A 13,925-nucleotide genomic window follows, 5' to 3' on the forward strand; every position below is an offset into this window, starting at 1 on the left:
GACTAGAAGAACGACCTCCACTACCAAAACTACTACCAGAATTGCGTTGGGTAGAACTAGAATTACCAGAAGGTCTGAGGTTGCTACCACCAAAACCAGAACCGGAGGCTCTTCCGGTTGGGTTATTATTGGTTGTAGCGCGTCCTGAAGAGGAGTTTCTGATGTTTCCTGTGGTACGGAAAGTAGTACGATTTCTTACTGCTGCGGGTGGTTCATTGTAGCGAGAACGATAATTAGAAACTGCTGAATCATAACTAGAACCATAACCACCATAACCGGTCATGACCCCACCGGGCTGATAAACGGGGGGAACATAGTATTGAGGTCTAAACAACATACTACCAATAGCTTGACCAGCGACGTTACCAGCTAAAGACGCAGCAAAAGGTGTCCAAAAGTTAGATTCTTGACGAACAATGACGGTTTCCTTTTGTCCGGTTTGGGGATTGGTTTTTGTTTCTGTGACATTATGGACGTACTCAAGTTTAAAGTCTTCTGTCAGGTATAAAGCTGGCTGACCATTTTCTACTTTTAAGTAAGTTTTCTTACCGGCTTTGATTTCTTCCTCAGTTAGTCTGGCCATTTGTAGCTTTTCTGTAGCAAAGCTTGGGGGGTTGTTGTTGAGTAAGAACAGAGTATATTCACCATTAGCATCGTTGTATGTGGCTTGTTGTACTTGATACTGTCCATCATTTAATTTGGTGGGGGTAGCAGTTTGGCTAATATCCGGTTTTGCGGAATTAGTTTGGTTTTCTCCTCCACAGGCTACAGTTGTTAAGCATAAAGTTAGGGCTAAACAAACAACTGTAAATTTACGCAGCATAGTCATAATCACGGTATTCATGTTTTGTGCGGATACTAATTACAGGTTAACAAATATAAGACTTAGGTAAGATGCGACTGACGAATTATTCTTTTGTAGAGTGATGAATTATCCCTACTTTCCTGATCTTTTCCCTAAGTCCTGAAATAATTTACAATGGGATCAATTCGGGGTAATATTCCAATAGCTGATCACTAGAAAGATCATCTCCTAACTGAGCGGGTGAAAAATGCACTTGGATAGCGCGGAGTTTATGTTTGTAGTGTAAATTAATCAAAGCCTTTAAAGCTTCTTTTAAGGCGGGAATATTAGCTAAGTCTGTTTCTAACTCTGGAATTTCTCCCTCTGTGGCGACTATAATCATAACAATGACGTTACGGGTTGCGGGAAGTGATAAGGGCTGGTTTGAGGAAGTAGAACTAAAATCAAGATTAGCACCATATCTTTGGGCTGAGTCTGTGAATAGTTCATTGACGTAATCTCCTGCGTCCCCTTCGTTCCAAAATATATCACCTTCATTAGCAGCAGACAGCCAATATTCATCATATTGTAGCAGGGTTTGGCAAAGTTGCGCCAATTCTTCTCCTAAAACTTCTATATCACCATCAGCGTCAATTGCTTCCCTAGCAGCCCGATTCAAAACGCCTAATATCGGTGCTACGTCAGAGCCTCCTAAATGCAAAAATAAACGACAGACAACATATCTAGTTCTACCTATCATCCGATTAAATGTATCACGCATTCTTTGTCTCCTGCTAATTTGAGTAGATTTTGTAAAAGTTCAAAATTATTTATTTTCTACCAAATAACCAATATATGAAAATTTTGTGCTATAATCCACAGTCGCATTGAAATTAGGCATAGAATATTCTGATTGACTGGATATATGATCATTATGCTTAAATATTGTTAACTTTGGCCATTGGAGTCAAGTATCAAAAGTATAAATGAATTATACATATTTACATATTTACAGGTGACAATGAAAATTGGTATTTTAGGTTTAGGATTGATAGGTGGTTGTTTGGGTTTCGATTTACGTTCTCAAGGACACCATGTTTTAGGTGTGAGTCGTCGTGAATCAACTTGTGTCAGGGCTGTGGAAATCGGTAGTGTGGATCAGGCTTCTTTGGATTTAAGCCTATTAGCATCAGCCGAAGTTGTGTTTATTTGCACCCCTATAGGATTAATAGTTCCGCAAATTAAAGAGTTAATTGGTTATTTACCTAAGACTACTATTATAACTGATGTTGGTTCAGTAAAAAAACCTATAGTTGAGGCGATTTCCCCTTTGTGGGAGAATTTTATTGGTGGTCATCCCATGGCGGGAAAGACAGATGTAGGTATAGAATCAGCACAGCGGAATTTATTTGTCAATCGTCCTTATGTATTAACACCCATAGAGACTACAGCTAGTCATATTGTGACGATTATAGAGGAAATTGTGCGATCGCTTGGTTCGGTTATCTACCATTGTCAACCAGAACAACATGATCAAGCTGTGAGTTGGATTTCCCATTTACCCGTAATAGTAAGTGCATCCTTGATAGCAGCTTGTTTAAGTGAAACAGATCCAGAAATCGCCAAATTAGCCCAAAATTTCGCTAGTTCAGGGTTTCGGGATACGAGTAGGGTGGGGGGTGGAAATCCAGAATTAGGGGTCATGATGGCGCAATATAACCGCCAAGCATTATTAAATTCATTATATCAATATCGGGAAAATTTGGACGAATTTATTCATATAATTGAGGGGGAAAAATGGGAATTGTTAGCAGAAAAGATTAAATTAAATCGCCAAGCACTTCACAACTTTCTAGAATAGGGGTTGCTGAAAAACATTCGTGATTAGGAAAATGCCGAAAACCCGTGAAGGTGATCAAAACTTAGGTCAAAGCTGAAATAGCTATCGCTTCGTTAGTTGAGACCACCTGAGCATAAGCAAAACTAAGGGCTGACATAAAGGCACAGTGAACTTCCAAAGCAGGTGTAATATGACCATAGAATTCAAGATTCTTAGCTGCACAAGCATCATGAGCAACAATACAGTCGAAACCTAAATCATTTGCAGCGCGAGTTGTAGCATCTATGCACATATTACTCATAGCCCCAGAAATCACTAATCTTTCCACCCCAGCACTACGTAAATGATCAAGAAGAGTAGTTTGACGAAAACTATTTGGGAACTCCTTGATAATAATCTTTTCGTTTTCCTGGGGTTTCACAGAATCATGAATCTCAGCGCCATAGGTATCAACAACAAAAAATGGTGCGTCAGCATTCTTGGCAATATGTTGAATATGAAAAATTAATTGCTTTCTCTCACGAAAGGCAGTTAGAAGCCTTCCAGCATTAAAAGCTGCTATATCCATGCCGACAAGTTCCCATTTACCACCGAAATAATCATTTTGAATGTCAACTAGAACTAGTGCTGTTTTCACGTCATTATCTCCTTAAAATTTGACGATAACTCCTTTTTAACACAGAACTTATCAATTATCTATCTTCGTTTCCATCGGCTGATGATATGATCCCAGATTTTATTTTTACCAGATGTTCTCATCTTAGTCCAGCTAAATTCTATATGACATTAATTGACAACTTGTAGATTCTTGAATAGATGAAAATATTTTCTCACCCTGAAAGATATACGAATCATAGTTGAGTGTTGCTTCTTCCTGAAAACCTATTTTCCGAAATAGACTTTGAGAAGTGATTCCAGTTAATACAGAAATAGCCACAGAAAAATAGTTAAGTTTGGCTAACCTTAAATTCTCTCTGATTAAGTTGGTAGCAATTTTTTGATTTTTGTATTCATCTTTTACTCCTAACAAAAAAATATGTAAAGTCTGAAATAATTCCCAGTAATAATATTGATATTTATCAAAATAACTATATTTTAACTCCTGGGAAAACTTGTGAATTGCTGCAAATTTATGACTGATTTCCTGAATATAAGGGGGAATAGTCATCAAATGTTCTGATATAACAAAACCAACAATAATTCCATTATCTTCAGTCGCAACTATAGAAAGCCTATCCAGAATTGCTTTCCTCAAATAAGCTTCAGCTAATTGTCGAAATTCTTGATAATTTATCTGCAAACTTTTAGTTATTGGTTCATTATTCACAAATAAATTAGAGCATAAATCAACAGTTTGTTCAAAGTCCTGTGATTCAATAATGCGGAACTTTACCATTTATTGATCATCAATAATTTCAGCATTTACAACACAAATCATTCAAGCTAAATAGCAAGGGTTGAAAAACCCAAATATTTAGAAAATTAAGTTTTCTATTGTGGGCAAATATGCCCACAACCTATGTACAATCAGATGTAATATAACTCATCTAATCATTAGATCTGTCTTGTGATTATGTCATTTGATATGACCGACAAACCAGAAATACTATTAACAGAGATTAGTATTGTCCTGCGGTTATATCAATTACTTTCAAAGAAGGCTTTTCCTGAGTATGCAAATACAATTTTTCCTTTTTGCCTTCCTGCTCCAGTTCCAGGACAAATCTGTAATTATAAACACCAGGTTTTAATGTGCTTAATACTGCTCCTGCCCAATAATAATAAACTGGGCAATAACGATGACGCATCATATCTGGACCACCATAAACCTTCAACTCAGTGCAGATTTTGGTTTCAGAAAATTCCTCAGCGTCACCTTGTTGTTGACTGTCTAGGAAAACAATGTTATTAATTTTTGGCATAGGTGGCCATGTTCCATCTGGTTTCTTTTCCATATCCATAGGATAGATAATCCAATTCAGAACCTGTCCGGGCTTACAGACGGTTTGTAAATGATCTGTTCCCTGTCCTTGTCCCCCGACGCTGTTGTCCATCATGTACAGGGTGTTTTTCAGGCTTCCCGTTCTCACAGCTTTATGAACGTCTATGACACTGACTATATTCAGTTGCACTGAATTTAGCTGTCCAGGATTTTGCTTCTTGAGAGTAGACTTATCTGACATAATTTTCCTCTGGCTTAGTTAAATTGTGATTCTTGGCAAGGCATTTTTACCCACAAGATAGAGAGGGGAAGCGGTGGCTATAGATTCTGCCCGAGTTCCCACGTTAAATTTGATGGTGTAAGGAACTAATTGCACATCCTTTTTCACCGTACCAGACCAGTAGGAGACATCAGTACCTTCATAAACCTTCTTTTCTGGTTCACAGTATTTCTTGTCAATGATGATTTCAGCAATGGCAGCATAGGCCTCACATTCTAAGAATGTCACTGTCCAAACCAATACATCTCCTACTGACACCATGGTTTTTAAATTCTCTGTACCATGGCCTGTAGAACCAGATGCTTTCTCAGTGTCTGTAAAATAGACTTGTCCGCTCAAGGAATCAGTTGCCAAGGCGCCCACAACATCTATTACACTAGCGATCGTTATTGTTTTTGCCATAATCTGTCTTCCATTTTTTGAAATTGCGTTTGAAAATCAAGCATTTGACTAGGCCATAGGGATTGGTAGGTATCCAATACCTGCATTTGTAAACCCATTTTTCTTGGGATCATTGGATATCTTGATATAAGCATCATGGGTAAAATCTACTGGAACCCAAGCCCATGCTTGATTCTCACGAGATAGTTTGTACAACTGTATATGCATTGTGTAAGCATAGGTTCCTGGTCTAGATGTATCCACAGATGCAGCCCAGTACCAGCCATCTGTCACCATATCAGGAGAGCCATAGGCAGCAGGATAAATGACATTTTTATCAACTGCTTCGCCGGTGATGTTTGTAATGATTGGATTGAGAGAATTGATTTCCGGAATTTTCCCATCCAATTCAGTCACAAGGTTTCCTGTGACATCCATAATTTTTTGCCCAAGATGGCCAATGTCCTGACTAACATCACTATTTCTACTCTGAACTTGAGTCTTGACACCGACAGCTTTTGAGATTCTTTGTAGTTCCTGGACGACATCAGAGATATTTTGAGATTCGTCAGCACTAGCACCGGTCAGTCTATCTGCAAGAGCTTGTATCTCTTCAAGTGCCTTGAGATCGCTATTTTTCGACTTGTCTGATAGAAAGCTCTTGGGCAAGGTAGGGGGCAAAGAACCAACTCCATAGGGCAGCCAGTTCAAAACCTGCTCATTAGCTTGAGAACCATCACAGTAACTAGTGCCATTAATTGCAGAAATCAATTTGCCAGTGCCTAAACCTTCAGACCCCTGTAATTTCATGTTGTCGAACAGGTAAGTATTACCTTCCAAAGTGTTGGCTTCTATGGCCGCTGCCACATCAATCAACAATATTATTCCCAACTGTTGGCTCATAAAGATTCCTTTTTCTCTGAGTTTAAGTTTGTTTTCACTCTTCAACGCCTAGTTCCAACCGTCCATAAAGTCCTATCTTTACAGGGGTTTTTGTTGTTTTTTATCAAGCTGAGGTTAAATGCACTTCAAAGCCGGAGTATCTACATACATCAGACAGTTCTTGCCTTCATACATTTGCAATTCAAATCTATAGCGATAATCTACGCCGGGTACAAGATAGTATGGGACAATGCCAGACCAAATATTCAAATGTAGCTTATCGCTTTCCAGTTTTGTATGGTCATCTGGAAGCGGTTCAACACTAGTACCATCTTGGTTAAGAAAGGTAATCTTTCTGATAGCTACTGGTGTCTGCAAATCAATAGCTAAAATTGTCCACTGGATAATTTGTCCTGGATAACACAAAGTGACTAAATTGGTTGTTCCCTGATTGAGACTACCCAGAGGGCTATTGTCCATCATGCAAAGATTACCATTTAACAGCGTTCCACTCGAAAGTGATTCAATGACATCAACAACACAAAATATGCTGATCTTTGACTCCATAATTTCCCTCGTTATTTTACTTGAAAAAAAACAGTCGTTGACACTCCCCTCAAGTGAGAGGATTCTTGTTGAACAAAGCTAACCTGAAAAAGTTAAGGATTTACTGTTTACAAGCTTGGTAGAATAATAAGTAATGTAGGGTTCGAGCGTGACATTCCCTACCTTGTTATCCATCTCCTCATCACATCAGGATATAGCTGATTTTAGAAAATATCTCTAACTAAAGGTACTTTACCTAGTTGAGTTCTATAAATCTCTTCCGACCACTTTTTCACAAGTTTTATTTCAAATTTATATCCACTCTTTTCAGTGTAATACACATTAGCTTCTCCTATATTAAAAATAGATAAGGAGTGCATTAAAGATTGAATAAATAAACGTCTGATTCCTTCAATTCCCAGCATATTATCCATTCTGATAAATAAGGTTTTGATATCGTCTACCGCAGCGATTAACTGCAAGGTTTTGGTTGTGCGATAGTTAACAAACTGCATTTCATGAGCCAGTGCTTCCAAGTCAAAAATACCAGCTGCTTTCAATTCATGACAGAGAGAAGCGTAAACTTGGGGAGCAGAATATTGTGTGTCGTTAATGTGAATAATATCTCCACTGCGACCTAAAAACTCAAATTGTTGGGTTTTTAATTCCGGTTTATCTATATTGGGACGACGTATCACCCTATCCCCCGATTTAAACCTCAGAAATGGTGCTTCATGGCCATGAAGTCGCGTCACAACCAATTCACCCTCCTCTCCGACTTTCACCCAACGACCCTTACTATCCACAATCTCCACCAAATGTAACCCGGGAACGGTAGCCAAATAAGGAACTTCATGGCGCAACTGTAAGCCAATGGCTTCGTTTTGAACTGTAGCAAAGTAACTCAAAATTTCCAGATTGGGATAAAGCTCTTTTAACTCCAGTTGTTTGCGATATGGTAATACTCCACTACCATACATTGCTACACGGAAACTTTTTCTAGCTTCTTCATGTAAACCAATACCAAGGTCACTCAGGATTGCTATACCTGCGGAAATTGCCATAATTGCCTTTGGACCGGGATAAGACATAATGTGGTGATAAACTTCCCTCATCACCGGACCTGCGCCAAGATAGTTAATTCCGGGTATATTCTGTAAAACACCCCCAACCATTGTCCCGCTACTCCACATTTGAAAATCCGCTAAGGTGGTAGCAACCCACTTCGGATCATCCCCTGCTAGGTAATCAGCTAACATATACTGGCCGATGAATTTACCAGCAATCTTGTAAGTATCTTGTAATTCTCGCAACGAGTAAACCATTTCCACTGGTAAACCAGTTGTAGTTCCACCACTGGCGACAATTTCAAAACCGCCATAACTTAAAGGAACAACTAAACCTGGTCTTGACAATGAGAACAACTCACCCATGGTACTCTTATCAGAAATTGGTAATTGTTGCCATTCTTCAAAATTGCGGGGGGCTTTTTTTAAGCCTGACTTCTCAATCATGTCTTTCCAAATGGGATTGAGCATGAGAGTATTTGTCATTTGCTGTAAACGCCGCAATACTAAAGCATTTTGAATTGTCTCTTCCAGTCCACTATATTCCGTCTCTAATAAACTTTCACATTTTTTGATTTTCTCAAAAAATGAAGGCAGTTTAACTACTTGATCAACTGATTTTGGTTCTAATTCATCCAGGGGAATTAATTTATCAATTAATGCTTCACTAGAAATAGATGCTTTCTGAGTTCCAGTATTCATGCTCATTCCCCTATCCTGATATTCTAACACTTTTTTTCCCCTGCTAATAAAAGACTATAAAACAAGCCAAAAAACTGGTTTAACCCTAATTATTGAAATTGAAAACTTGTAGCTGTTTAAAACAGTTGCTTTTTAACTAAGTTCCGCTCATTAATTCCCGTCCAATTTTTCTGATTTCATCTAGTAACTCATGAAAGTGATGAGTATTAATTTTGTGATTCATGAAAACGACACGCAAAGAGTTAATTCCATCAATTTCTACCTTGGAGATGAAAAATTTCCCTCCTTCCCTAATTCTATTTCTAATTGCTAACTGAAAATCAGACAACAGATTATCGCTCACATTAGACGGTACATATCGGAAACAAAGGATATTCACCTCCGGTTGATGAATGGTCTGGAAATCAGGCTCGTGTTTGAGTATTTGATAGGCTTCCTGGGTCAACTGACACAAATACTCGATCTTGTCAGCAAATATTTCCTTTCCATAAAGCGCCCATAATACCCACAAGTTCATGATTAGTGGTCTTTTAGTGCATTCAAAATTCTGTTCTGCACTATCGAATTGAGTATAGATATCAGGAACTTTTTCAAAGACATAACTAGCGTTCTGACGAAATGCTCCGTAGCTCTTTTCCTTATTCTTATAGAAAAGAAGGGTACACACCCCAGGTAAAAACATCATTTTGTGAGCGTCCAAGACAAAGGAATCTGCCTTTTCAATTCCTTTTAATTTGTGACGCAACTGGTCAGAAACCAGCAAACTAGCACCATGAGCGCCGTCAACATGAAGCCAGATATTTTTCTCTTTGGTAATTTGTGCTAATTGATCAATTGAATCAAAAGCACCTACGGAAGTAGTTCCTGCTGAAGCCACCAAACAAAAAATCTTTAGCCCCCGTTTCTCTGCTGCTTCTAGGGTAGGACGAACCTTGTCTATACAAATTTGTTTTTTCTGATTAATTGGTAAACGGATAATTTGATTTTCTCCGATTCCCATAATCCCCGCAGCCCGACAAATGCCATAATGTGCATCCTCACTCACAGCAATGGCCGGACGATATTGATCCCCCAATGCAGAAATCCCTTCTGACCAAATCTGGGGAAATTTTTCGTTTCTAGCTGCTAAAAGAGCGGTTAAATTACCTAATGTCCCCCCAGAGGTGGTCACCATGGCAAAACTATCAGGACTCCAACCAATAAATTGGTTAAACTCATCGGCCATAATCCGCTCAACTACGTTTGGTAACTGCCCTGCTTCATAGAAGGAGGACGGTTGACTGACGATAGAACTAATTAAATCAATCAGACCAGCTAAGGGAATTACACCAGAAAATTGTCTCCCCATATAACCGGGTGAGTACACTTGTATTCCAGTTTTAATATATAAGTCAATAATTGCTTCTAGTTTTTCTTGATTGTATAAAGTCTTATCCTTATGTCCCTGATTCATGATCTCTTTTGCTGTTTGGGACAAGTCATAAGGATTACTCAATGCTAATCCTCTGATTGATGAATCGGCCAAGTATTTTTCTAATTTGGATACAACGATTTCAGCGCTCTGCCGAAACAATTGATCATCAAAAACCCCCTCCTTGGTGATCAAGCTCTCGGTATCTATATACGGCATAAGTATTCTAGTCCTAACCCTAGTCTTTTTATGAATGACGAATTTCAGCAACCCTTATACAATCTACAAGGTAATTGTCAACTTGTCAATCATATTGACTAAATATCTCATTAAACAAATGTAAAAATTAAATATCAAGATGGTCAGTAATGCAAGATATCAGATGCAAAAAAGCTAACTAATACTAAGAAGTTCTGACCTGGCCTCTTGCCATTTTTTCCGCCAGCCCTAAATAGGCTAGTTTATGTTAAGGTAGTTTAAAATATACGTCATTTATACATCAGGGTGGGCATCCCTGACCACCCCACAAGAATTAGACTGATTTTAGTTTATACAATTTAAATGCAGTCTAATTTATTACTTGCTGTGGCGACTGGAAGTAGTGGTTCATCTTATTCTAATCACCGATAGCGTGGCGTTAGCTAATTGCTACACATTAAATCGGAATAACATCACATCCCCTTCTTGAACAATATACTCTTTTCCTTCACTTCTGACTAATCCTTTTTCTTTGGCCGCATTCATTGAGCCGTGTGTTACTAAATCGTTATAAGCCACAGTTTCTGCGCGAATAAATCCCCGTTCAAAATCAGAGTGAATCACTCCTGCTGCTTGGGGTGCAGACATTCCGGCATTTATTGTCCAAGCGCGGGTTTCTTTGGGTCCACAGGTGAAATAAGTCCGCAAACCTAAAAGGGTGTAAGTTGCACGAATTAAGGATTTTAAACCACCTTCTTTCACACCTAAAGATTCCAGAAAGTCAGCTTTATCGGCTTCTGGTAATTCGACTAATTCCGCTTCTACTTGTGCGGATACTATCACAACTTGGGCATTTTCGATCGCAGCGACTTCTCGAACTTTTTCCACAAAATCATTACCCGTTGCTAAGTCTTCTTCAGACACATTAGCAGCGTAAATAATTGGTTTATTGGTAAGTAATCCTAACCCTTTAATCACTTCAGATTCTTCGGTATTTAAACTTACTTGACGGACAGATTTACCTTCATTTAAAGCAGCAGCTAATTTTTCTAAAATTGCCACTTCAAATTGTGCATCTTTACTAGTGCGTGCGGCTTTGCGGGTTCTCTCAATGCGTTTTTCAATTTGGGATAAATCTGATAAACCAAGTTCTAAATTAATGATTTCAATATCTCGCGCTGGGTCAACAGAACCGGCTACATGAATGATATCATCATTTTCAAAACAACGAACCACATGAACTATGGCATCAACTTCTCGAATGTGGGATAAAAATTGATTACCGAGTCCTTCTCCTTGACTCGCACCTTTGACCAAACCGGCAATGTCCACAAATTCGACACGGGCGGGGACAATTTGTACTGAGGTAGCAATTTTGGCTAAAACGTTTAACCGGTCATCGGGGACTGAGACCATGCCAACATTGGGTTCAATGGTGCAAAATGGGAAATTAGCGGCTTCAGCTTTAGCGTTAGCGACTACAGCGTTAAATAAGGTTGATTTTCCGACGTTGGGAAGTCCGACAATTCCGGCTCTTAGCATTGTAGATTTTAAATTTTGGTGTCAAGTGTCAAGTATAAGGATAATTCAAACCGGTGGAGATGGTGGAGAAACTGGGGAGAATATTTTAGGTATCCTGATTTTCCCACAATTCTAACAAACCAACTGTACCTACAAAAAATGTATAAATTGCATATTTAATTGCTGTCTGATTGCGTGTTGAGGCATAATAAGCGGCAATTAATGCTTCCATAAAATGAGCAGATAGGGCAATATGGGCAATGATTAAAGCTGGGGTTAAGATACTTGGTAGTTGATTATTGGTTATGGATGTTTGCATATTCCATAATTCTAACCCCATTGCGCCGGTGATGAGTGCGGTGGAGATGATTTTGATAATGGGGAATAGTTTTTGTTTGATATCTTTTAAGTTCATGTTGTTTGATTTTTTCAAAGTAAGAATATTTTACATTTTATTCTATCAAATTATTGATTAATTCATCTATTCTTAAAAGTTCATCAGTAATTTGGGTTACAGTATTTAATTCATTTGCCGGATCTGGAGTTTGAATAGTCATGTATGATGTAGCTGATTTATGGGCTACAAGACCTCGTTTTTGTCCAAATGTATTCATATTAGCAAGCCAAGTATTATTAGGATCTAAGTCATTACTATTTATTCCTATGGGTAATAGTAATGCTAAAATATTTTTTTCTTTTAATCCATGATTATTATCAATAACCTTCTTAAAGCTATTGATAGCTGAATTTATTTTTTCAGTTATTTGCAATCGCTTATAGTGATTATCTTGACTTACATTGTTGGGTTTTCTAAGTGTATCTGGTGGTTTATCCATAGTTAAATCAGAGAAACCAAGCAGACATATTAAAGTACGAGTTGTTTTACCGCTTGTATCCCACAGAGTTTTGGCATTTTGAACAACTTCCCAAGCTCTTTCTTCAAGATAAGACTCAATTTCAGCATGAGCAAGAACTCTGTATGCAGCAGTTCTAGATAACTGACTCTCGGAATATGAACTTGTCGGGCTAATTTCAGGAAGAAATTCGTCTTTTAACCTGTTTAGCTGGGTTCTTAAAGTAATAAATTTATCAGATTCTGGCATATCTTATTAAGAACCTACCTCAAACCATTGAAAATAATCCGATTCCCATCTAGTTCAGGTACATTAAAGTTTATTTCTAAAACTTTTCGGAGACTTTCACCCCACAACCTGAGACGATTATAAATCTCAGGAATATTCTGCGTTCTGCGTTCAACAGCTTCTCTAAAATCACTGTTTGATGAACATAATTCCTGAAAAGCAACTTTAACTTTTTCTTGATGATCTTCAGCAGATTTCCTGATTATTTCATCTGCAAAATAAAAAACCATCACATCTAAAATTGCTCGATTGAATTGGCTTTGATATTTATTATTTCTGCTCGACCATAAACGAGAGAAGTTTTTTTCTTCAAATATATTAATAGTTGTTTGTACTGCTTCTTCAAATTGATTGACTATATTTGTAATATCATGATATCTCTGATTATTAAGCCTTTCACAAGTCATGTCAAGAAATTCCTTGAGATTTCCCCTATAATCAGATAAAAAATAATGAAATCCTATATAACGTAATAGTAATTCAACATCACGCATCCGATAATCAGGATTTGATGATTTAAATATCTTTCTCAGAGCCTTACTTTCAACTGATTGATCATCTAACCAATTGGTAAAAGTACCTGGATGTAATGCTTGTCTTAGCTCTTGAGGGGATAATGGAGTACCCCCTATATTCAGCCGCAGAAAAATTTTATATAGTAAGTTTTCCTGGGTCCAACTCCTAATTAATACTGTACGAATAGTTTGGTTATCAAGATCATTACGTACAGAACTCAAAAAGACATCATTTTTAAAATCTTCATATTTTTTGCCAATTAAATCACGTCTAAATTCTAGATTTTTTAAAGCAAAGGCATTGTTATTATTCGATATTCTTTCATCACTTCCACCATAAAATTGCAGAATAGTTAACAATCGTTGTTTCCCATCAAGAACAATAAATTTACCTTTTTCCTGACGATTAACAGCTAATACTATTTGTGGTACTGGAAACCCAAGTATAAGTGATTCGATAAACCTACTTTTACGAGTGATATCCCAAGCGTCTCGTCTTTGAAATCTTGGATTTAACTCTATATTACCCCGATCAAGTTGATTAAAGATTGTCTCTGTTGTCCAGTCACTACCAGAAACAACAATTTCTCGAATTTGCTTTAATTCAGGAATTAACCCACTCAGCGGTTCAGGCTCAATTTCTTGATCTTCCTCTTCCTCAAAAAAGATTTCTTCTTCGTTAGTCATAGTTTCCGTTTGCATAAGGGTTTGAAT

Annotated in this window: 15 protein-coding genes; 1 reads left to right on the plus strand and 14 read right to left on the minus strand. The window is 37.8% G+C overall.

Features of this window, described 5'->3' with window-relative positions:
- Positions 1-835, minus strand: an 835-nt coding sequence (locus tag ACIR131C_RS21910; protein WP_071604929.1) for a hypothetical protein, incomplete at its 3' end; no start/stop codon positions are given.
- A 139-nt stretch (positions 836-974) separates the two neighbouring features.
- The gene (locus ACIR131C_RS0104650; protein WP_028089256.1) at positions 975-1,565 is read right to left on the minus strand and encodes a DUF1517 domain-containing protein; all 591 of its coding nucleotides are present in this window, start codon (positions 1,563-1,565) and stop codon (positions 975-977) included.
- 240 nt (positions 1,566-1,805) lie between these two features.
- Between ACIR131C_RS0104650 and ACIR131C_RS0104655 the strand changes: the two genes are divergently transcribed.
- Positions 1,806-2,645 (plus strand): prephenate/arogenate dehydrogenase, encoded by an 840-nt coding sequence (locus tag ACIR131C_RS0104655; RefSeq protein ID WP_028089257.1) that lies wholly within the window; start codon positions 1,806-1,808, stop codon positions 2,643-2,645.
- A gap of 61 nt (positions 2,646-2,706) precedes the next feature.
- Here the strand turns inward: ACIR131C_RS0104655 and ACIR131C_RS0104660 are convergent, their stop codons facing one another.
- The 12 genes from ACIR131C_RS0104660 to ACIR131C_RS0104715 all read right to left on the minus strand — a co-directional run bounded on the left by ACIR131C_RS0104660 (position 2,707) and on the right by ACIR131C_RS0104715 (position 13,898).
- Positions 2,707-3,261: a cysteine hydrolase family protein gene (locus ACIR131C_RS0104660; protein ID WP_028089258.1), complete on the minus strand. Its 555-nt coding sequence runs from the start codon at positions 3,259-3,261 to the stop codon at positions 2,707-2,709.
- 132 nt (positions 3,262-3,393) lie between these two features.
- Complete coding sequence (locus ACIR131C_RS0104665) at positions 3,394-4,020, minus strand: N-acetyltransferase (RefSeq protein ID WP_028089259.1); 627 nt, start codon at positions 4,018-4,020, stop codon at positions 3,394-3,396.
- 223 nt (positions 4,021-4,243) lie between these two features.
- The gene (locus ACIR131C_RS0104670) at positions 4,244-4,807 is read right to left on the minus strand and encodes a hypothetical protein (protein WP_028082228.1); all 564 of its coding nucleotides are present in this window, start codon (positions 4,805-4,807) and stop codon (positions 4,244-4,246) included.
- A gap of 18 nt (positions 4,808-4,825) precedes the next feature.
- The gene (locus ACIR131C_RS0104675) at positions 4,826-5,248 is read right to left on the minus strand and encodes a hypothetical protein (protein WP_028089260.1); all 423 of its coding nucleotides are present in this window, start codon (positions 5,246-5,248) and stop codon (positions 4,826-4,828) included.
- Positions 5,249-5,296: 48 nt separating this feature from the next.
- A complete protein-coding gene (locus ACIR131C_RS0104680; RefSeq protein ID WP_035371509.1) occupies positions 5,297-6,175 on the minus strand; it encodes a methyl-accepting chemotaxis domain-containing protein in 879 nt (292 codons plus the stop codon).
- Between the two features lie 69 nt (positions 6,176-6,244).
- Positions 6,245-6,592 carry a hypothetical protein gene (locus tag ACIR131C_RS0104685; protein WP_231395388.1) on the minus strand — a complete coding sequence of 116 codons (348 nt, stop codon included), beginning with the start codon at positions 6,590-6,592 and terminating at the stop codon, positions 6,245-6,247.
- A gap of 287 nt (positions 6,593-6,879) precedes the next feature.
- On the minus strand, positions 6,880-8,424 hold the full coding sequence (locus tag ACIR131C_RS0104690) for a phenylacetate--CoA ligase family protein (protein ID WP_028089263.1): 1,545 nt from the start codon (positions 8,422-8,424) through the stop codon (positions 6,880-6,882).
- A gap of 136 nt (positions 8,425-8,560) precedes the next feature.
- Positions 8,561-10,054, minus strand: coding sequence for a pyridoxal phosphate-dependent decarboxylase family protein (locus ACIR131C_RS21915; RefSeq protein WP_051347492.1), 1,494 nt, complete (start codon positions 10,052-10,054; stop codon positions 8,561-8,563).
- 429 nt (positions 10,055-10,483) lie between these two features.
- Positions 10,484-11,575, minus strand: a complete 1,092-nt coding sequence (gene ychF, locus ACIR131C_RS0104700) for a redox-regulated ATPase YchF (RefSeq protein ID WP_028089264.1) — start codon at positions 11,573-11,575, stop codon at positions 10,484-10,486.
- Between the two features lie 85 nt (positions 11,576-11,660).
- The gene (locus ACIR131C_RS0104705) at positions 11,661-11,969 is read right to left on the minus strand and encodes a hypothetical protein (protein ID WP_028089265.1); all 309 of its coding nucleotides are present in this window, start codon (positions 11,967-11,969) and stop codon (positions 11,661-11,663) included.
- Positions 11,970-12,006: 37 nt separating this feature from the next.
- On the minus strand, positions 12,007-12,657 hold the full coding sequence (locus ACIR131C_RS0104710; RefSeq protein ID WP_028089266.1) for a HEPN domain-containing protein: 651 nt from the start codon (positions 12,655-12,657) through the stop codon (positions 12,007-12,009).
- Between the two features lie 14 nt (positions 12,658-12,671).
- The gene (locus ACIR131C_RS0104715; protein WP_228036461.1) at positions 12,672-13,898 is read right to left on the minus strand and encodes a GmrSD restriction endonuclease domain-containing protein; all 1,227 of its coding nucleotides are present in this window, start codon (positions 13,896-13,898) and stop codon (positions 12,672-12,674) included.
- Positions 13,899-13,925 lie beyond the last annotated feature (27 nt).

Origin of the sequence: Dolichospermum circinale AWQC131C (assembly GCF_000426905.1) — a bacterium.
Classification (GTDB): Bacteria; Cyanobacteriota; Cyanobacteriia; order Cyanobacteriales; family Nostocaceae; genus Dolichospermum; species Dolichospermum circinale.

Excerpts from the sequence above, each read along its gene's own strand:
- ACIR131C_RS0104710 (WP_028089266.1), bottom strand. The coding sequence starts at position 12,657 with ATGCCAGAATCTGATAAATTTATTACTTTAAGAACCCAGCTAAACAGG.
- ACIR131C_RS0104705 (WP_028089265.1), bottom strand. The coding sequence starts at position 11,969 with ATGAACTTAAAAGATATCAAACAAAAACTATTCCCCATTATCAAAATC.
- ACIR131C_RS0104690 (WP_028089263.1), bottom strand. The coding sequence starts at position 8,424 with ATGAATACTGGAACTCAGAAAGCATCTATTTCTAGTGAAGCATTAATT.
- ychF (WP_028089264.1), bottom strand. The coding sequence starts at position 11,575 with ATGCTAAGAGCCGGAATTGTCGGACTTCCCAACGTCGGAAAATCAACC.
- ACIR131C_RS0104650 (WP_028089256.1), bottom strand. The coding sequence starts at position 1,565 with ATGCGTGATACATTTAATCGGATGATAGGTAGAACTAGATATGTTGTC.
- ACIR131C_RS0104715 (WP_228036461.1), bottom strand. The coding sequence starts at position 13,898 with ATGACTAACGAAGAAGAAATCTTTTTTGAGGAAGAGGAAGATCAAGAA.
- ACIR131C_RS0104655 (WP_028089257.1), top strand. The coding sequence starts at position 1,806 with ATGAAAATTGGTATTTTAGGTTTAGGATTGATAGGTGGTTGTTTGGGT.
- ACIR131C_RS0104665 (WP_028089259.1), bottom strand. The coding sequence starts at position 4,020 with ATGGTAAAGTTCCGCATTATTGAATCACAGGACTTTGAACAAACTGTT.
- ACIR131C_RS21915 (WP_051347492.1), bottom strand. The coding sequence starts at position 10,054 with ATGCCGTATATAGATACCGAGAGCTTGATCACCAAGGAGGGGGTTTTT.
- ACIR131C_RS0104670 (WP_028082228.1), bottom strand. The coding sequence starts at position 4,807 with ATGTCAGATAAGTCTACTCTCAAGAAGCAAAATCCTGGACAGCTAAAT.
- ACIR131C_RS0104675 (WP_028089260.1), bottom strand. The coding sequence starts at position 5,248 with ATGGCAAAAACAATAACGATCGCTAGTGTAATAGATGTTGTGGGCGCC.
- ACIR131C_RS0104685 (WP_231395388.1), bottom strand. The coding sequence starts at position 6,592 with ATGATGGACAATAGCCCTCTGGGTAGTCTCAATCAGGGAACAACCAAT.